General features: G+C 69.5%; 14 protein-coding genes. 7 read left to right on the forward strand and 7 right to left on the reverse strand.

What is annotated here, in order from left to right:
- Positions 1–17: 17 nt before the first annotated feature.
- The 7 genes from MSPGM_RS18915 to MSPGM_RS18945 form a co-directional block, all read right to left on the reverse strand.
- On the reverse strand, positions 18–1856 hold the full coding sequence (locus tag MSPGM_RS18915) for an ABC transporter ATP-binding protein (protein WP_261925881.1): 1839 nt from the start codon (positions 1854–1856) through the stop codon (positions 18–20).
- Complete coding sequence (locus MSPGM_RS18920; RefSeq protein ID WP_261925882.1) at positions 1856–2779, reverse strand: ABC transporter permease; 924 nt, start codon at positions 2777–2779, stop codon at positions 1856–1858. The genes MSPGM_RS18915 and MSPGM_RS18920 overlap by 1 nt, the downstream gene beginning before the upstream one ends.
- A complete protein-coding gene (locus tag MSPGM_RS18925; RefSeq protein ID WP_056112828.1) occupies positions 2779–3759 on the reverse strand; it encodes an ABC transporter permease in 981 nt (326 codons plus the stop codon). The genes MSPGM_RS18920 and MSPGM_RS18925 overlap by 1 nt, the downstream gene beginning before the upstream one ends.
- A gap of 93 nt (positions 3760–3852) precedes the next feature.
- Positions 3853–5424 carry an ABC transporter substrate-binding protein gene (locus MSPGM_RS18930; RefSeq protein WP_015823949.1) on the reverse strand — a complete coding sequence of 524 codons (1572 nt, stop codon included), beginning with the start codon at positions 5422–5424 and terminating at the stop codon, positions 3853–3855.
- 335 nt (positions 5425–5759) lie between these two features.
- Positions 5760–8279: a TonB-dependent receptor gene (locus MSPGM_RS18935; RefSeq protein WP_261925883.1), complete on the reverse strand. Its 2520-nt coding sequence runs from the start codon at positions 8277–8279 to the stop codon at positions 5760–5762.
- Between the two features lie 170 nt (positions 8280–8449).
- Positions 8450–9415, reverse strand: a complete 966-nt coding sequence (locus MSPGM_RS18940) for a FecR family protein (RefSeq protein WP_261925884.1) — start codon at positions 9413–9415, stop codon at positions 8450–8452.
- A gap of 97 nt (positions 9416–9512) precedes the next feature.
- Positions 9513–10034, reverse strand: a complete 522-nt coding sequence (locus tag MSPGM_RS18945) for an RNA polymerase sigma factor (protein WP_056457882.1) — start codon at positions 10032–10034, stop codon at positions 9513–9515.
- An 878-nt stretch (positions 10035–10912) separates the two neighbouring features.
- Here MSPGM_RS18945 and MSPGM_RS18950 point away from each other — a divergent pair.
- From MSPGM_RS18950 to MSPGM_RS18980, 7 genes are all read left to right on the forward strand, one after another.
- The gene (locus MSPGM_RS18950; RefSeq protein WP_056457713.1) at positions 10913–12697 is read left to right on the forward strand and encodes an IucA/IucC family protein; all 1785 of its coding nucleotides are present in this window, start codon (positions 10913–10915) and stop codon (positions 12695–12697) included.
- The gene (locus MSPGM_RS18955) at positions 12681–15671 is read left to right on the forward strand and encodes an IucA/IucC family protein (RefSeq protein ID WP_261925885.1); all 2991 of its coding nucleotides are present in this window, start codon (positions 12681–12683) and stop codon (positions 15669–15671) included. Before MSPGM_RS18950 ends, MSPGM_RS18955 begins: the two co-directional genes overlap by 17 nt.
- On the forward strand, positions 15668–16975 hold the full coding sequence (locus tag MSPGM_RS18960) for a DUF6005 family protein (RefSeq protein ID WP_056457719.1): 1308 nt from the start codon (positions 15668–15670) through the stop codon (positions 16973–16975). The genes MSPGM_RS18955 and MSPGM_RS18960 overlap by 4 nt, the downstream gene beginning before the upstream one ends.
- Positions 16972–17808 (forward strand): sugar phosphate isomerase/epimerase family protein, encoded by an 837-nt coding sequence (locus tag MSPGM_RS18965; protein WP_056457723.1) that lies wholly within the window; start codon positions 16972–16974, stop codon positions 17806–17808. The genes MSPGM_RS18960 and MSPGM_RS18965 overlap by 4 nt, the downstream gene beginning before the upstream one ends.
- A gap of 28 nt (positions 17809–17836) precedes the next feature.
- Positions 17837–18115, forward strand: coding sequence for a DUF2218 domain-containing protein (locus tag MSPGM_RS18970; RefSeq protein WP_056457728.1), 279 nt, complete (start codon positions 17837–17839; stop codon positions 18113–18115).
- 303 nt (positions 18116–18418) lie between these two features.
- Positions 18419–18919, forward strand: coding sequence for a GNAT family N-acetyltransferase (locus MSPGM_RS18975; RefSeq protein WP_012254970.1), 501 nt, complete (start codon positions 18419–18421; stop codon positions 18917–18919).
- Positions 18920–19086: 167 nt separating this feature from the next.
- Positions 19087–19764: a DUF4142 domain-containing protein gene (locus tag MSPGM_RS18980; RefSeq protein WP_056457733.1), complete on the forward strand. Its 678-nt coding sequence runs from the start codon at positions 19087–19089 to the stop codon at positions 19762–19764.
- The last annotated feature ends 105 nt before the right edge of the window (positions 19765–19869 follow it).

The raw sequence follows: 19869 nt of genomic DNA on the forward strand, positions 1-19869 counted from the left end.
CTCGGGAAGGGGCGGCATCAGGCAGCGCCCGCCAGCAGGGCGGCGCCGGCGCCCGGCACGCGGTGGCAGGCGGCGAAGTCGTGCGCGCCGCGCACGGTGAGGAACGGGGGATGCGTAACGCAGGCGTCGAAGGCCTGCGGGCAGCGCGAGCGGAAGGCGCAGCCCTGCGGCAGGTCGATCGGGCTCGGCGGCTCGCCCTCCATCAGGCAATCCTCCGGCCGGTAGCGCCGCGCCTCCAGGGCCGGCATCGCCGAGAGCAGGGCGCGGGTGTAGGGGTGGCCGGGATCGAAGAACAGGCGCTCGTTGTCGGCGAGTTCGACGACCTCGCCGAGATACATCACCGCGATGCGGTTGCAGGCTTTGCGCACCATCGCGAGGTCGTGGCTGATGTAGATGTAGGTCAGCCCGTGCGTGCGCTGCAATTTCTCGAACAGGGCCAGCAGCTTGAACTGCTCGGTCTGGTCGAGGGCCGAGAGCGTCTCGTCCATGAGCAGGATCTGAGGCTCGAGCACCATGGCGCGGGCGACGTTGATGCGCTGGCGCTGCCCGGCCGAGAGCCCGAGCGGCAGGTCGTCGTAGAGTGCGACGGGGAGGCCCACATCGTCCATCACCGCACGCACCCGCTCGCGGATCTTTCTCGGGTCGCGCCAGCCATGGGTGCGCAGCGGCGCTTCCAGCATGGCGCCGATCCCGGTGCGCGGCGGCAGCGAGTTGAACGGGTCTTGGAGCACCAGTTGCAGCTTGCGGCGGAATCCGAGGAGTTCGGCCCCCGACAAGCCGGCGATGTCGCGACCCTCGCACAAGACGCTGCCGCCGCTCGGGCGTTCCAGGCGGCTCAGGAGCCGCATCAGGGTGGACTTGCCGCAGCCAGATTCGCCCACCACCGCGAAGCTGTCGCCCTGGGCGATGTCGAAGGTGACGTTGCGGACCGCCCGCAGGGCGCTCGTGCCGGCAAAGCTCCCGCGCCGCTTCACCCGGTAGGTCTGCGACACGTCCCGCAGGCTGATGATCGGCTGGGGCGGCCGCGCGCCGGGGGCCTTCGGGACCGCGGGCAGGCGCGGGCGCTCGCCCCAGATCACCGGGATCTGCGCGACGAGATCGCGGGTATAGGCGTGGCGCGGGGCCGCGATCAGCGCCTCGGTCGGCTGCTCCTCGACCAGCCGACCGGCATCGATCACCAGGGTGCGGCTCGCCGCCTCGCGGGCCACGGGCAGCGAGGAGGAGACGAACAGGATCGCGGTCTCGAAGCGCTCGGTGAGCTCGCGCATCAGGCGGATCACCTGGGCGGCGACCGTCACGTCGAGAGGCTGGGTCACGTTATCGGCGACCAGCAGGGCCGGGTTCGAGACCATGGCATCGACGATGAGCGCGCGCTGCATCATCCCGCCGGAGAACTGCGAGGGGTAATCGTGGAAGCGCGCGGGGGCCGAGGGAATGCGCACAGCATCGAGCAGGGCGATCACGCGCGCCTGCGCCTCCTTCCGGCTCACTTCGGGCATGACGGCGCGCAGCTTCTCGACGATCTGGCGCCCGACCGGCAGGGTCGGGTCGAGGGCGCCCATCGGGTCGGCGCCGACATAGGCGATGTCGCGGCGCAAGAGCCGCATCGCCCGCGGCGGCAGCGCCAGCAGATCCTGCCCGCGGAAGGACACGGTGCCGGAGCGGATGGCGAGCGGGGCGGTGATCCAGTTGACCACCGCGCGCGACAGCACGGTCTTGCCGGCTCCCGAGGCGCCAACGACGCCGACGATCTCCCGCGGGGCGACGTCGAAGCTGATGCTGTCGAGAATGGTTCGCTCACGCCCGGGGAGGGTGAGGGCAACGGAGAGGTCGCGGACGGAGAGCACCGGGTCCATCAGGCGCCCCCGTGGATCGAGTTGCGGGCACGCTCGAAGGCGGCGCCGATCAGGTTGATGCCGGTGAGCGTGAGGCACAGGAACACGCCGGGCATGGTGGCGATCCACCACGCGTTGAGCAGGTATTTGCGCCCGTCGGCGATGATGCTGCCGAAGGTCGGCGTCGGCGGCTGCACGCCGAGGCCGAGGAAGCCGAGCGTCGACTCGAAGATCATCATCCGCGCGACATCGAGCACCGAGGTGAAGAGCAGCGGCGGCACCAGCAGCGGCACGAGCAGCGTGAGGATGATGCGCGGATGCGTGGCGCCAGAGACCTGCGCGGCGCGCACGTATTCGCGCCCGCGCTCGGCCATCACCACCGAGCGCATGACGCGGGCATAGACCGGCCAGTTCGACAGGCCGAGCACGAGGATGATCGCCGGGATCGTCGGGCGGTCGGCGCCGAGCACCGCGATCGCCAGGATGATCATCGGGATCGAGAGCTGCGCGTCGGTGATCCGCATGATCACCGTGTCGGTGCGCCCGCCGAAATAGCCGGCGACGGTGCCGAGCGCGCAGCCGATGATGACGGTGACGGCGACCGAGGCCACGCCGATCAGCAGTGAGTAGCGCAGGCCCACGAGGCAGCGCACCAGCATGTCGCGGCCGATCTGGTCGGTGCCGAGGGGGTGCACCCAGCTCCACTTGTCGCCGAGGAACAGCGGCGGCAGCAGGCGCGCCCGGATGTCCCGCATCGCCGGGTCGATGCCGCTGAGCTCCGGGTAGAGGGCGGCGGCGAGCACGAGCCCAGCGAGCACGACGAAGCCGACGCGAAAGCCCCCGGAGCGGGCGGCGCGCCCGAGGATGCGCCGCCCGATCGAGCGCGATGCCGTGACATCGACGCGGGGCGGAGCCAGCGCCAGGGTGGAATCCACGGCATCCATCAGTATTCGAGCCTCGGATCGATGGTGGTCGCCGCGAGATCGACGAGGATGTTGATGAGGACGAAGATCGCGCTGGTGACGATCGCGATGCCCTGGATCAGCGGGAAGTCGCGCTGAAGCACGGCGTTGATCGTCAGCAGCCCGAGGCCGGGATAGTCGAAGATGTATTCGACGATGATCACGCCCCCGAGCAGCGAGGAGAACTGCACGCCGAGCAGGTTGAGGAGCGGCACCGAGGCGTTGCGCAGGGCATGCGCGGCGACGATGCGCGGGCGCGACAGGCCGCGGACATGGCCGACGGCGACGTAAGACTCGCCCATCTGCGCCGCCACCGCGCTCGACAGCGTCCGGATCAGCACCGGCGACAGTTCGACGGCGAGCACCAGGGCCGGCAGCACCGTATAGGAGAAGCCGCCATAGCCGATCGCCGGCAGCCAGCCGAGCTTCACCGACAGGAGCAGGGCGAGCACGATGCCGAGCCAGAAATTCGGGATCGAGATGAAGATTGAGGAGACCGCGAAGGCGAGCCGGTCGAAGAACCCGCCGGGGCGCAGGCCGGCCGCGATCCCGAGCAAGGCCGAGAAGACCAGGGCGATGGCGAGCGCCAGGGCGGCGAGTTGCAGGGTCATCGGCAGGGCGTCGAGGATGAGATCGCCGACCCCGGCCCGCTCGCCGCGGGTCATATCGTCGAAATTCGCGCCCCCCGTCGCCGCGCCGTTGGCCGGCCGCATGAAGCTGCGGCCGAGATCACCCTGAACCACCCCTGCCGCGTAGCGGCCGAACTGCACGATGATCGGATCGCGCAGGCCCATGGTGGTGGCGATCTGCTCCACCAGGGAATCGGGCGCCATCCCGCCCACCATCTGGCGCACCGGATTGCCCGACATCACCCGCAGCAGGGTGAAGATCAGCAGCGAGACGAGGAAGATGATGACCGCACCCTGCGCGAGGCGCCGGGCGAGGAAACTGAGAACGAACATCGGGGCATCGGGTCCGGTGACGGAATCGACGGGGCGGGGCCCGGCCGCCCGCGGAGGCGGGCCGGGTCACGCGCCGGGCGCGGACAAGTTCAGTCAGGCGGTTTTGGAGGCGTCGATCGAGCCGTCCGGATAGATGTAGAGGCCCTTCAGCTCCTGCTGCATCGCGTGGATCATCACCGAGGTGAACAGCGACAGCGCCGGCATCTTGGCGGCCAGCAGCGGCATCGTCTCGTTCTGCAGGATGGCCTTGCGCTCCTCCAGCGTCGGCGCCGCGCGCTCCTTGTCGAGGCTCGCGTCGATCTGCGCATCCTCGATGCCGGTGATGCGGTGCGAGGAGGAGTGGAAATGGGTGCGCAGCACCAGATCCGGCTCGGGCGAGGCGGTGGACCAGCCGCAATCGACCATGTGGCCGGGCCCGCCGCCGGGGCGGTGATAGAGCCGCTCGTTCCAGGCCGCCGGCTCCAGCACCGTGAGGCTCACCGGAAAGCCCTGCTCGTTGAGCATCGCGGTGATGACCTCGCCGTATTCCTTGGTCTTCGGGTAGAACCCGACCGAGGTGATGTATTCGAGCGGCGGCAGCCCCTTGCCCTTGGGGAAACCCGCCTCGGCCAGCAGCGCCTGGGCCTTGGCCGGGTCGTAGGCCGGGTAGTTCTTCAGATCGACGTAGCCGAACTTCACCGGCGAGATGAAGTTGGCCGAGGCGTGGCCCGCCGCGCCGAGGATCTCCAAGAGCATCGCCCGGTCGATCGAGTGGCAGGCGGCCATGCGCACCCGCACGTCGTTGAAGGGCGGCTTGGAGCAGCGGAACCAGAGATACTTGTTCTCGACCGAGACGACCTCGTTAATCGCGATCTTCGGGTTGTTCTTGACCGTCTCGACCTGCTCGGGTTCGAGCCGCTCGACGATCGAGGCCTGGCCGTTCATCAGCGACAGCATCCGCGTGGTCGAATCGCCGGTGAAGGTGAAGTTGATGCCGGGAATGCCGGGCTTGCCGCGGAAATAGCCGTCATGGGCCTTGAGCACGGTGTCGTTGCCGCGCTGCTCGACGAAGCGGAACGGGCCGGTGCCGTTCAGGCGCCGGGTGAGGGCGCCGCCCGGCCCCTCGGCCACGTCCTTGGCCGAGAGGATGGGGAGGAACGAGGCCAGGAAAATGAAGAGGTGGGCGGGGTAGCCGCCCTTCGAGGTGTCGACGATCACGGTCTCGTCGTCGGGCGTGGTGATCGTCAGCGTCTCGGTCGGGCCGGGATACCACTGCGCCGGCCGGTCCTTGCCCGCGCCGTACTCGAAGGTCGCCTTGACGTCCTCGGGCCCGAACGGCTTGCCGTCGTGAAATTGCACGCCCTTGCGCAGCTTGATCTGCAGGCGGTGCGGATCGAGCAACCGGATGTCGGTAGCGAGTTCGTAGACGACCTTGCCGGGGTCATCGAGCGTCATCGGCGTGCGGGTCAGAAAGCCCATCACGAAGCCCTCGATGTTCTTCTGCGAGAGCGTGGTGTGGGCGGTGGGGTCCCAGTTGCCGGTGATGTTCTCGGCCGAGAGGAAGACCAGCGGCTTGCCCGATTGGGCGAAGGCCGAGGAGACCAGGAAGTCGGGATTGATCTGGGCAAAACCCACAGCGGCGGCGCTCGCCTGAAGAAACCGTCTGCGGTCCATTGTACCGGCCATGCTGAGGCTCCCGAGTTCCCACGCATCCATCAAAGTGGTCAAAAACCACATTGCAGGACCCGTGCCAGAAGCCACAAATCACACAGACCGGTCAGCTTGGCGGTGATCGCCGCCGGAAGGCAGGAGCGCTGAGGGGGCGAGCGGCGGTTCACCACGGAGGCCTGCTCGTTTCAGCGGCAGATCGCGGGCGGATCGAGCGCGCACATGCGAAAAGTCCGCCGACTGCCCCTCACGTGAGAGGTGATCGACGGGCCAGGCGTGCGCGACCGGGCGGCCCGCCCTTACCCCTTCGCGATGTCGGGGCAGGGCGGAGCTGGAAGCGACGCGTCGGTCTCTCAGAAATCGACGGAGGCGGAGACGATGAAGGTGCGCGGCGCGCCGACGGCGAGGAAGCCGCGGGCGGCGGAGGCCCAATACGAATCGTCGAGCAGGTTCTGGACGAGGGCGCGGAACACGACGGGCTTTCCGTTCACGCCCTCTGTCGTGTAGCGCAGGCCGGCATCGAAGCGCGTCCAGTCCGGAACCGACTGGGTGTTGGCCTGATCGTAGAACATGCTGCTGGTGTAGATTGCCCGTCCGGTCAGGGTCAGGCCCGGCGCCAGCCACGGCGGCAGGTCGTACTCGGCGTAGAGGTTGAAGGCCGTGTCGGGCACGCCGGGAGCTGCCTTCCCGTTGGCCTGGGCATTCGTCGCCCGAACCAGTTCCGCGTCGATGAAGGTGACGCCGCCGAGCAGCCGCAGGCCTGGGACGAGCTCGCCGAACACGTTGAGTTCGACGCCGCGGTTCCGCTGACGGGCGCTGACTGAGTAGATGTTGGTCGCGGGATCGGTGAAGGCGCTCGGCAGCTCGATCTCGAACAGAGCGGCCGTGGCGGCAATGGTGCCGAAATCGTACTTGACGCCGATCTCCTTCTGCCGCCCCACCGCGGGCGGGAAGATCTCGTTGGCATTCCTCGCCGTCGAGGGCGGGCCGGCCACCGGGTCGAGCGACTCGATGTAGTTGCCGTAGAAGGACAGGTTCTCGAACGGGCTCAGCACGAAGGTGATGGCGGGGCTGAAGCGGCCCTCCTGATAGTTCGAGGTCACCTGCCCCTGCGTCGGCCCCGGACGGGTGGCGAAGCCCTGCTGGTCGATCTCCTGATAGCGCCCGCCCAGCGTCAGCAGGAAGCGGTCGTCACCGAAGAACGACAGGGTGTCGGCCACCGCCACGCTGCGCGCGGAAAGCTGGGCGAAGAGCGGCTGCGCGGCGGAGCGGGGAAGCCCGATCGTCGGAATCGATCCGGTCGGCAGATAGACCGGATTGTAGATGTTGATCGTGTAGGGGGTGAAGACGGGCGGGACGAAGCCGCTGCGGAAGTTCTTGTTGTTCGCCTCGACGGCCGCGATGTTCACCTGATGATTGAGGAAGCCGGTGCTGAAGCGGGTGCGCAGGCCCACCTCGCCGGTGAGCCCCTGGATTTCCTGGGGCTGGATCGCGAGTAGGTTGGTCGCCTGCCCGGTCACGCTCGTCACGCGGTAGTTCGAGGTGAGGAAGTCTTCGTTGTAGCGGCTGGCGCCGCCGGCGATGTAGACCGTCGTGTCAGGCAGGACGTCGTACTCGGCCCGGCCCGTGATCATGCCGTAGCGGCTGTCGTTGTACTCGAACGGATTCGCGGTGTTGGTCCGGTTGTTCGGGGCACGGGGAATCTGAATACCGGGCGCGACCGCATTGAACAGCGAGGTCGGCGCCGTGACGTTCTGGGTCGAGTGGGTCATGTCGAGCGAGGCCCGGAACCGGTCGCCGCGGTAGTCGAGGCCCAGTGCCGCCACGCCGACCTCGATCGCGTTGTTGTCGAGCGGCGTGGCACCGGTGCGGTAGGCGCCGTTGAAGCGCACGCCCCATTCCTTGGACTCGCCGAAGCGGCGGCCGAGGTCGGCATGGGTCCAGATCTGCGCGTCGCTGATATAGGTCGTGGTGAGGCGCGCGAACGGCTCGTCGTAGGCGCGCTTGGGGATGAGGTTGATCGTGCCGCCGACGCGGCCGGTGCCGCCGCTCAGAAGCGCTGTCGGCCCCAGCAGCACTTCGACGCGCTCAAGGCCCTCCGTGAAGGTGCGGCGCGGGTTGGCGAGGTAGAACAGCCCGTCGAAGGCGGTGTCGAGATTGGTGACCGAGAAGCCGCGGATGAAATAGGAATCGCGCTCGCTGTAGGGCGGGGCGTCGTTGCGCACCGACGAATTGTTCAGCACGACATCGGCGAGCGACACCGCCTGCTGGTCCGCGATCAGCTTCTCCGTGTAGCCCGTGATGCTGAAGGGCGTCTTCAGGACGGAGCGGTTGCCGAGCAAGCCGACACGGGCGCCCGAGCCGACCTGCCCGCCGGCATAGGGCACGGGCGGCTGCCCGACCGTCCCGGTGGGCGGCGGCAGGCCGGCGGCCGTGGCACGGCCCCGGGCCTGAGCCTGACCCTCGACGTGCAGTTCATCGAGGGTCACCGCGCCGGCCGGCGCCGCGCCGAGCTGGACGTAGCGCGGGTTGACCAGGGTAATGGTCGAGGCGCCGGCCGGACGATAGGTGAGGCCGGTGCCGTCCAAGAGCTTGGTCAGGGCGTCGAGCGGGGCGAATTCGCCCGCGAGCCCCGGTGTCTCGAGCCGCGCCGTCAGCTCGGTCGGGTAGACCAGCTTGACCCCGGCCTGCTCGGTGAAGGCGACGAGGCCGGCCTCCAGCGAACCCTTCGGGATGGAGAGCCGGACGGGAGCGCCCCCCAGCGGCGCCTCGGCCAGGATCGTGGGGCCGCGGGGCCGCTTCGCCTCGCCGGCTTGCGCGGCCGCCTGAGCCATCACCGCGACCGACACGCCGGCCAGCGCGATCCCCGCCATCCGGCCCTGTAAAAACCTGCGCGCGCGCGACGCCATACCAAAGCCCCATCGATCCGTCGGGAGGGGCGGCACGCCCTGCGTCCTCCGCGCCCTCGACGGTTAAGATCAACGGGGGCGCCATCTCCTGACGTGGGCAGAGCGATTTTTTTCGCGCGCCCTCATCGCCCCGCTCACAGGGGTGATCCGACCAGCACCAGCAGGGGCGAGAGCCGCCGGATGCGGGTGCCCATGGTCGCGGCGATCACGTCGAGGGCGTCGTCGGTGTTGCGGGCATCGAACGCGCCGGTCACGCGCCGCTCGCCGAGCCCACGGTCGAGCAGCACGATGCGCCCGCGGCGGTAGCGGTTCAGTTCGGCCAGGACCGCCGCCAGCGGCTTTCCGGAATAGATCAGCCGGCCGTCGCGCCAGGCCGTGGCGCGCTCCACATCCGCCGCCGCCACGTGCAGGGCGTCGCCGCCGATCCGGACTTCCTCCCCGGCCGAGACGACGACGCGCCCACTCTCGGCCGACACATCGACACGCCCCTCCGTGACGCCCACGGGACGGTCCGCCCCGTCCGCGCGCAAGAAGAAGCGGGTTCCGACCGCGCGCACGCTCAGGCCGCCGCCGCGCACGACGAAGGGCCGGCTCCGATCGGGCACGACATCGAAGCTGGCCTCGCCCCGTAGTAGCGCGATCCCGCGCTCCCCCTCGGTGAACCGCACCGCGATCGCCGTGTCCGTGTTGAGGTCGACGCGGCTGCCATCGGGCAGCGTCGCGTGCTCGATGGCGCCGACGCCGCTCCACAGATCCGCGCGCAGCCGGTCGAGGAGACCGGTCTCGTAGGCCAGGGCGCCCGCGACCAGGGCGACGGCGGCAAGGCCGGCGAGCGATTTCGGTGTCTTGCTCGATGTCTTGTCCGACGTCTTGCGCGGGCGGGGATCGGGCAGATGCCCGAGCCGGCGCCACAACGCATCCATCTCGGCATAGACCGCCGCGTGGACGGGATCGGCCTTGCGCCAGGTCTCGAAGGCCCTGTGGTCGGCTTCCGTGGCGTCGGAGGAGGAGAGCCGCGCGACCCAGGCCGCGGCCTCGCGCTCGACCGGATCCTCATCGCCGTCGGCCTCGTCGGCCTCCGTCCCGTCGCTGCCGGCCACGCCAATCCCCCTGGGGCCCACCGCGGCCCGAAATGGCGCAGCGCGGATGTCCTATCCCCTTAGATCAACGAGGTCGCCGCCTCCTGATGCGACTCGTTCAAAAAAGATCGAGGCGGCTGCGCCGGCAATGCAGCAGGGCCTTGATGATGTGCTTCTCGACCATGTTGCGCGAGATGCCGAGGCGCTGCGCGATCTCGCCGTTCGCGAGGCCGTCGAGGCGGCTGAGCAGGAACACTTCGCGACAGCGGGGCGGCAAGGCGTCGATCGCCGCGGCGAGGCGCTTCAGCTCCTGACGGGCGATCGTCTGCCGCTCCGGGAGGGCGTAGCCGTCGGCGATCTCGGCGAGTTCCGCCTCGCATTTCGCCGCGAACAGAATCCGCTCCAGCCGGCCGCGGTTGCGCATCCGCAGGGCGACGTTGGTGGCGATGCGGAACAGCAGGGCCGAGGGGTGCTCGATGCTCGTGCGCGAGAGCGCGGCGACCATGCGCAGGTAGGTTTCCTGGCTCGCATCCGCGGCGTCGGCCGGGTTGTCGAGCAGGCGCTGGAGGAAACGCCGGAGCTTCAGCCCCTCGTGACGGTAGAGGGCATCGATCGACCCCCCCGCCGCCCCTCCCGCCATGAGGTCGGTCCCGTCGCCCACAGATGATCCCACGCTGATCGATGACTGAGGACCGACCAGAAGGAGACGCGTGGATTATGCAAGCCCCACAATAGCTTGTATCATTTCCAGTCTAGCGGACGATGCTGTCGCAAGACGTTGCACGGACAGTCGAAATACCAGCCCCAGAAACAAGACGAGAATTATAACAGCTAAAGACTACAAGTCATTTCATGACCTCGTTGCGGATCAGCAACGGATTTTTCCCATCACGGCGAAATGGGCGCTTCACAGGTCGCGATCATCCGGCGGCGCCGGGATCGAAGCCCGGCTCGGAGACGGACGGCGGTCCGGCGCCGCGGGATCGCGGGCACAATCAGGGATGGCTCGTTGGGCGCGCTCACGCCGTGACCGGCGAAGGCACGGAACCGGCCCACACGCGATAAAGCCACGGACAAATAAAGAATATTTTTGATGGCAACCAACTGTCGCGACAAGGCAACCAGGAAATCACCCTATATCAAGAACAATTCCAATAAATTCATCTTCTCTTGACGCATGCCTGAAGTTTGCGCAACACGCCTTCAGCCTCAAGCGATTCGAGGGAGCCCTCAGTCCGATGAGCAAGTACAACGAAGATCCATTTTCTTATCCCTACGCTTCCATCAACGACCTTTTCTTTCTCTCGAAACCGCACGATCCCCCACGCCCGCCACCGCAACGGTGAGTTCGCCGCGCGCTCGCGGCCCATGACGACGATGACGCACGGGCGGCCCGGCGACCGGACCGCTGCGTCGATCCGATGACGCGTCGCCGGGCCGGCGGATCAGATCATTCGGGCGCACGCCCCCGCCGCGATGCGGCCGGGCCCTCAAGGCTCTCAGGAGGTTTCGAAGATCATGCCACCCTCGTCTCAAGCCGTGGCCGAGGCAGCCGCCTTCCGCAGCTTCGCCAACGGATATCTGCGCGAGATCGACCCCGGCATCCGCATCCGGCACGCGCTGACGGACGGGCCGCCCGCGCCGTGCATCGAGTGGAATCTGCGCAGCCGCCGCCTCGCGATCCGCGCCGAGATCCTGTCGCCCTCGCTATGCGGCGCGCAGGCGTTCGGCCGCCTCTGGACCCGCCACCTGCACGAGCCACGCTGGCGGCCGGTGGCGCCGATGCGCGCGCTTCAGGAGCTTCTCGGCGAGGCCTATTCGCGCACGGATGAGGGGCGGGGCGACACCGCCCGCGAGCGGGAGTTGGAACTGCTCGGGCGCGTGCTCGGCAGCTACCGTGAGACCGCGCGCCTGCTCGACCTCGCGGAACGGGCGGCGGATGCGGAAACCGGCTTCATCGCCGCCGAGCGCGCCCTCGTCTTCGGCCACTGGCTGCACCCGACGCCCAAGAGCCGGCAGGGCCTCACGACCTGGCAGGCCCGTGCCTACGCGCCGGAGGAGGGGGGCACGTTCCAGCTCGCGGTGTTCGCGGCGCAGGCGAGCCTCGTCCGCCACGATTCGGCGGTGGCCCGCACCGCGCCCGACCTCGCCCTCGACCTGCTCGGCCCCGATGCTGCCGAGCTGGGCCTGCGCACCGACGAGATCGCCCTGCCGATGCATCCGCTCCAGGCCGAGGCGCTGATGCTGGAGCCGCACGTCGCCGCATGGGTCGAGGCGGGCCGCCTGCGGCGGCTCGGCGCCTTCGGCCCCCGCTTCACCGCGACCTCCTCGCTGCGCACCGTCTACGCCGCCGAGAGCCCGTGGATGGCGAAGTTCTCGCTGCCCGTCACCCTCACCAACTCGCTGCGGGTGAACCGGCTCGCCGAACTCAAGGCCGGCGTCGCCATGGCCCGGCTGCTGGCGAAAAGCGGTTTCGGCACCCGCCATCCCAACTTCCAGATCCTCGCCGATCCCGCCTACCTCACCCTTCACAGCCCCGACCGCGAGGAGAGCGGCTTCGAGACGGTCCTGCGCGAGAACCCGTTCCGCGACGGGGCGGAGCAGGGTGTCGCCACACTGGCAGCCCTCACCGCCGAGCCGCTGCCCGGCCGCCTCTCGCGGCTGGAAGCCCTGCTGCGGCAGGTCTGCCCGGAGGGTTCGGCCGCGCGCGCCCAGGCCGCCCGCACGTGGTTCGCCCGCTATCTCGATTGTATGCTGGAGCCCGTCGTCGCGCTCTACGACGCGCACGGCATCGCGTTGGAGGCCCACCAGCAGAACGCGCTGCTCGATGTCGCCTCCGGCTGGCCCGAGCGCGGCTTCTACCGCGACAACCAGGGCTTCTACCTCTCGGAATCCGCACGCCCCCGGCTGCTGCGCGACGCACCCGAGACCGGCGCCATCGCCTCGCTCTATTTCCCGGACGGCGAGATCCGCCGACGGCTGGCCTATTATCTCGTGGTCAACCAGATCTTCTCCGTCATCGCCCGGATGGGCCATGACGGGGTGGCGCGCGAGGAAACGCTCCTCGACGACCTCGCCCGCCGCCTGGAGGCGATGGCACGCCGCATGACCGGCGCCGGCCGCGCCTTCGCCCGCTCGGTGCTCGACGGTCCGACGCTCTGCACCAAGGCCAACCTGCGGGTGCGCCTGTCCGACCGCGACGAACTCGCCTCGGGCGACGGCACCGGCAACTACATCGACATGCCGAACCCGCTCATGCTTCGGGCGGCTCGGGGCGAGGCCGGCCATGCCCTCGCGTCCTGAGGCCATGCTTCCCGAAACCGTGGAGCAGCCCGAAGCGCGTGTCCTGCGCCAGTTGGCCGAAGCCGTCCTGTTCGAAGGGCTTGCCGAGCGCGAGCCGGCCCGCGACGTCGCCGGTCGGATCGCATGGCGCCTCGGCTCCCATCGCTTTCGCGCGGCCGGCACCCTCGGCCCCTTCGGCCGCCCCCGCCTCGATTCCGGTTCGGTCGAGATGGCAGGCGAAGAGGACGCCTGGGTGCCGGCCGACCTCGCCACCCTCGTCGAGGCCCTTCCCGCCGCCTCGGAGCACCGGACGCGGCTGCGGGCCGAGCTTCGGCAGACGATCGAACTCTGCCGCTGGAACGCCCAGAACCTCTCGCCGCCGGAGCGCCGCGCGCTGCCCTTCGCCGCGCTCGATGCGGCTTTGTGGGAGGGCCATCCCTATCATCCGAGCTTCAAGGCGCGCACCGGCTTTACCCTGGAGGATCACCGCCGCTACGGGCCCGAGACCGCCGCACCGTTCCGCCTCGAATGGCTGGCTGTCCGCCGGGACACCATCGCCCTCGCGCTGCCGGGCCCGGAGGACGGGTTCTGGCGGGCCGAACTCGGGGACGCGTGGGACGTGCTGACGTGCCGCCTCGATGAGGCTGGCCATTCCCTCGACACGCACACGCTACTGCCGGTCCATCCCTGGCAGATGCGCCGGCTTGCAGCGGAAGCCTTGCGCCCCTGGCTGGCGGAGGGCCGCGCCGTCGCGCTTGGCACCGCCGGCCCACGCTATGTCGCGAGCCAGTCCCTGCGCACGCTGCACAATCTCGACGACCCGTCCGCCGCGAGCGTAAAGCTGGCGCTTGCCGTCGTCTCGACCTCGAGCCTGCGCATCCTCGATCCGCATTTCGTGCTGACCGGCCCGGCCCTGTCCGACTGGCTCGCCGGCCTCGTCGCGGGCGATCCCGCGCTGCAGGGCCGCGTGACGGTGCTGCGCGAATACGCCGCCGCGCTCGCCGACCAGGACGGGCCGCTCGCCGGTCAGCTCGCCGCGATCTGGCGGGAGAGCCCGCGTCTCGTTCCCGGCGAAGCAGCCGTGCCCTTCAACGCGCTGGCCGTGTGCGAGGCGGACGGGAGCCCCTTCATCGCGCCCTGGCTCGAACGCTACGGCCGCGACGCCTGGCTCGACCGCTTGGTCACGGTCGCGGTGCTGCCGGTCTGGCACCTGCTCGCGGGCCACGGCGTCGCCCTGGAGGCGCACGGCCAGAACATGATTCTGGTCCACCGCGACGGCTGGCCGGACCGGGTGATCCTGCGCGACTTCCACGAAAGCGCGGAATACGCGCCCGACTTCGTGACGAGCCCGGAGCGCGTGCCGGATTTCGGGGCGATCGACCCGGCCCATGCCGGGCCCGCGGACGACCGCTTCCACGCCATGCGCTCGGCCGCGACGCTCGCCGAACTCGTCACCGACAGCCTGTTCGTCTTCAACCTCGGCGAGATCACCGGCCTGCTCCAGCGCCGGCACGGCCTCGACGAGGCAGGGTTCTGGCGCCGCCTCGGCGTGCGTCTGCGGCACCACGCGGCGGAGCATGGGCTGGAGGCGCGGTTCGCCCGCCTTGGGGTCGAGGCGCCCCGGCTGCGGGTCGAGGCGCTGCTATCGCGCAAGCTCGGGCTCGGCGAGGCGGGCGGCAGCCTGCTGGCCCCCAACGCCCTGTTCCCTTCCCCTGACGCCCTTTCCGGAGCCTGCATGATCGAGATCGACGGCCGCACCATCCCAGCGGACGCGATGGAGGCCGCCATCCGGCGCGTCGCGGATACGGCGATCTTGCGCGGCGGCAGCGGCGAGCGCGTCGCCGCGCGCTTCCGCGACACGGCCCAGGGCCTCGCGTTCATCCTCGCCGCCCGCCGCAGCGGCGCGAGCCTGCTGCCGATCCATCCGGCCCTGCCAGACGAGGGCGCGCGCCGGCTCGCCCAGCGCGCCGGCTGCCACCGCCTGTTCCTCGACAGCTTGGAGGGCGAGACCCTGGACGGCGCCGCGCCGCCGGGGGAGGGTGAGCTGCTCCAGATGAGTTCCGGCACCACCGGCGAGCCGAAATGCATCGCCCGCCCCTGGAGCGCGGTGGAGCGCGAGGTCGAGAGCTATGTCGGCGCCTTCACCGAGCCGGATGGGATGACACCGGTCATCGCCTGCCCGATCACCCATTCCTACGGGCTGATCTGCGGATTGTTCGTGGGTCTGCGCCGCGGCCGCGTGCCGGTGATCGTGGACACCACCAACCCGAAATACCTCCTGCGTCGCCTGCGCGAGATCGAGCGGCCGGTGCTCTACACCGCACCCGCCATGCTGCACACGCTGGCCCGGCTGATGCCCGAGGGCGAAACCCTCCATGCGGCGATGGTCTCGGGCACGCTCCTGCCGGCGCCGTGGTTTTCCGCCATCCGCGGGCGCGTCACCCACCTGTTCCAGCAATACGGCTGCTCGGAAGCCGGCTGCATCGCGATCAACCCGGATCTGCGCCGCGCCGACGCCATCGGCCGGCCGCTGCCGCATCACCGCGTTCGGGCGGGGACCGGCCCCGAGGCCCCGGCGGAAATCGTGGTCGAGGGGGAGGGCGGGGCGATCCACACCGCCGATCTCGGCTACCTAGCGCCCGACGGCATGCTGATCTTCGTCGCGCGCAAGGACGACACGATCAACGTCTCGGGCCTCAACGTCTATCCCGGCGAGGTCGAGGACGTGGTGATGGCGATGCCCGGCATCACCGACGCCGTGGCCTTCGCCCGGCCCGATCCGTTCGCGGGCGAGCGGGTGACGCTGCTGTTCAGCGCGGACGGTCCCGTGCCGCCCCGGGCGCTGCAGGACTGGTGCCGCCGCTGGCTCGCCGGCCATCAGGTGCCGGTCGAGGCGGTGCAGGTCAACGCGATCCCGCGCGAGGCCAACGGCAAGATTTCTCGTCGCGCGGTCGCCGCGCAGTACAGGGGCGGCGGCCTGGAGGCGGTGGCGTGAGCAACGAGACGCTGATCGCGGCCATCGGCACGGTGCTGCGCGAGGAGATGCAGCATCCCCATCTCGATGGGTTCGGGCCGGACGCACGGCTGAACGAGGATCTCTACCTCGATTCCGTCCAGTTGCTTCAACTCATCCTGTCGCTGGAACTGACGCATGGGGTGTCGGTGCCGGAAGAAGCGATCAACCGGCAGGACGTCTCCACCGTCGCCGACCTCGCCCGGCTCCTGGCGCCGGGCGTGGAGCCGGTCGCACCGGTCGCCGAGTCCGAGACGCCCTCCGAGGGCGTCCACGGCGCGATGTCCTACGACCTGAAGATCCACTGCTTCGTCAGTTGCGTCTGCGACGGGCTGAAGATGCGGGGCATCGACCACCGCCCGTTCTATGCCCTGATCTGGGACGCCGAGTTCGCCATCACCGACGGCTCGCGGCTCGCCTACCACTCGGACGCGATGGACCACGAGTCGTTCCGCTACTGGTTCGAGCGGCTCTACGGCGTGCCGCTCGTCTCATGGTACGACCATTCCCGTTCGAAGGACGAGAACATCGCCACCCTGCTCGACCTCCTGGACCAGCGGGAGCCGGACACGCGCATCATGGTGATGCTCGACATGTTCCATCTCCCCGAGCGCGAGAACAAGTTCAACCAGAACCCTTTCCCGCACTACCTGCTCGTTTCGCTCGGCGACGACCCCGACCTCTGGCAGGTGCGCGACCCCGACTTCCGCTGGGAGGGCGTGATCGAGCGCGAGCGGATGCTGAACGCCATCCGCCAGCCGAGCGTCGCCGGCGGCTACCGCTTCGACCCATCGCAGGCCCATCCGCCGACGGACACGGATCTGGCCGCCTTCTTCGACGCCTGCTTCCGGTTCGACTCCAACCCGCTGATCGATGCCGCGCGCGCCATCGTGCTCGCCCATGCCGAGGGGCGCGGCGGGCTGAAGCTGACGGATGTCGGTGAGGCGCTGCGCGAACTGCCGGTCATCACCATCCGCAAATGGGCCTACGAGCACGGCTTCGCCTTCTTCTGGCGGGCCCTGCGCTGGCCGGACCCGGAGTTCCAGCGGATCTGCGACGAGATCGAGGCCCTGGTGAACGGCCTCACCGCCCTGCACTACGCCGTCCTCAAGCTCGCCCGGACGGGGGAGACGGGGGAGGTCGCCCCCGTCCTCGCGCGGCTCGATGCGCTCGACGCGCAGGAATTCGCGATCAAGCGGCAGCTCGCTTCGGCCTACGCCGCGTGGCGGCAGAACAGCCCGGATCTCGGACAGGCGCTCCCGTCACGCGAAAGGCTCTCCGCATGAGAATCGCGCTCTGCACCATCAGCTTTCGCCACCATCTCGTATCGATCGGCGAACTCGCCCGCTTCGCCCGCGGCCACGGCTTCGACGGCATCGAATTGTGGGGCGTTCACGCCCGCAATCTCGGCCCCGGCGACCACGCCGAATGGCTCGCCGCCTACGGCCTGCGGGTGCCGATGCTGAGCGACTACCTGCCGCTCGACGCGCCGCTGGAGACCCTGACCGAGCGGACGGCCGAACTCGCCCGGCTCGCCGGGAGCTGGGGGGCGCCGCGGCTGCGCACCTTCGCCGGCACCAAGGGCAGTGCGGCCGCCTCGGCGGACGAGCGCGCCCATGTCGCCCAGCGCCTGCGGATGGCGGCGGACCAGCTCGCCGACCAGGGCCTGCGCCTCGTGGTGGAGACGCATCCCGGCACGCTCGCCGACACCACCGCCTCGCTCCTCGACCTGCTGGACGCGGTCGATCACCCGAACCTCCGGGTCAATTTCGACACGCTCCACGTCTGGGAAGGCGGCGACGACCCGCTCGCGTCCCACGCCCGGCTCTCCCCGCATATCGACTACTACCACCTCAAGAACGTGCGCAGCCGCGCCGACCTTTCGGTGTTCGAGCCGGCCAACGTCTATGCCGCGGCCGGACGGCGCGAGGGCATGACCGGCCTGTTCGAGGGCGCGCTGGATTACGCCGCCTTCCTCAAGACGCTGCCGCCGCAGGCGGAAGGCTCGCTCGAATGGTTCGGCGAGGCCAGCTTCTCGGTCCTGCCGACCGACCTTTTCCGCCTGCGCAGCGCCACTGCCGGACGCCGCGGGGCGGGAGCCCTCCACGCCGCGCGCTGAGCCGGCGCCGGAACTTCAGGAGACCGACATGACCGAGAGCCACGCCGTCGTCGGCACCCCGCATGCCAGCCGCTACCTCCAGCAGCTCTGCAAACACTGGGCCCACCGGTTCGAGACCGAGTTCACCCCGACCGATGCCCGGATCGCCCTGCCGCTCGGCGAGACGCGGCTGAGTGCCAGCGCCGAGACCCTGACGATCGACCTGACCGCACAGGACGCCGCCAGCCTGCCCGACCTGCGCGACGTGGTCGTGCGCCACATCGAGCGCTTCGCCTTCCGCGAGACGCTGCGCTTCGACTGGACGTGAGCCGCGTCAGGCAAGACGCGCTTCGCATCGAGCGTATCGCTGCAAGACGGCGTGGCGGCGTCGCTTCGGCCAGCACGCCGCCCCTCATGCTGAGGTGCCGCGCGAAAGCGCGGCCTCGAAGCACGCCGGAACGATCGAACCGAAACGATCGATCCGACGGCATCGGCGGCCGCGATCAACCTCGCGGCGTGCTTCGAGGCTGCTGCCGCAGCACCTCAGCATGAGGATCGTCATCGTTGCCGGAACGGACCGGTCGAACCGGCTCTCGACGAGATCAGACCTTCACACGGAGCGAGGACCAGTATGGATGTGACGATACGGGCCATGCGCGAGGACGACGCGCCGGATCTGTTCGAGATCTACAACCAGCCCGCCTTCCGTTTCGGAACGCTGGCGCTCCCCTACGAATCGTTCGAGGCCGTGAAGAAGTGGGCCGAGCCCCGCTCGCCGCGTGATCTGCACCTCGCCGCGCAGCAGGGCGAGCGCGTCGTCGGGGCGGCGGCCCTGCGCCCCTTCTACGGGCGGCGGGCGCATGCGGCGGAATTCTGGATCGCCGTGCACGAGGATTTCGCCGGACACGGCATCGGCTCGCGGCTTCTCGCGGCGGTGATCGATACGGCTGACAACTGGATCAATATTTTGCGCATCGAGATGACGGTCTTCACCGACAACACCCGCGCCATCGCCCTCTACGAAAAGTTCGGCTTCACCATCGAGGGGACGCACAAGGCGGCCTCGTTTCGCAACGGCATCTTCGCCGACGTGCATTGCATGGCCCGTTTGCGTCCCTCGATCGGCCCCTGAATCCCGGCAGCAAACCCGGTCGGGATCGCCCGAGCGTCTTCGTTTGAAGCCACCCCTGGAACGGCAGGAACATTGCTGATTTCGCGAAGGTTTCGCCCGTCAGACTCCGGCACCGCACAAGCAAACCGGCGCCCGAGCATCGTTTTCAGACCGGGAGACCCGAGACCATGCATCGGCGCGATTTTCTGACGACCCTGCTGACGGCAACGGCGGCCCTGGCCGTCACCCGGACCGCCCTGGCGCAACCGGCGCCGGCCGGTGCCATGCCGGCGCCGGTTTACCTCGCCATGGCGACGAAGGGCGGCCTGTTCCTCGAGAACACGGCGCGCGATGCCCACGCCAAGACCCGCAATCCGCGCGTCAAAGCCTTCAGCCGGGCCGAGGTGACCGAGCAGGTCAACCTCGCCCGCAAGCTGGACCCGTATCTGGGTGCGGGAGCGCCGATGGCAGGCGCGCCCGCCGGTCCGGCCGGCCTCGTCGGCGGTCTGGTCGAGGCGCCGCTGGCGGTGGCGGGCGGCGTCGCGGGGGCGACCGTCGGTGCGGTTGGCGGCGTTCTGGGTGTACCCGGTGGGCGCGGTCCCGGCGGCATGACGACGGATGAGCAGAAGGCTCAGATCCTGTCGCAGCTCTCCGGGATGCAGCCCGGTCCCGAATACGACGCGATGTTCGTCAACGCCTCGCTCCAGGGCCATCAGGAGGCACTCAACATCCACGGCTCCTACGCCCAGGCCGGCGACGATCCGGGTCTGCGCCGCATCGCGGCGGGTGCGATCCCTCTGATCCAGCGGCACATCGCGCAGCTCTCGCGGATGCAGGCGACGATGGGCGGCCGACGGGAGGGATAGGACCGGGACAACGCGGCGCATCGCTCCGGATTCGATTCCTGAGTGATTTCATGGGCGATGCGCCTTCACGACGTTCGGCGAAGGTTCCTCCGGGCACGCGGACTG

Source organism: Methylorubrum sp. GM97 (assembly GCF_024347855.1).
Classification (GTDB): Bacteria; Pseudomonadota; Alphaproteobacteria; order Rhizobiales; family Beijerinckiaceae; genus Methylobacterium; species Methylobacterium extorquens.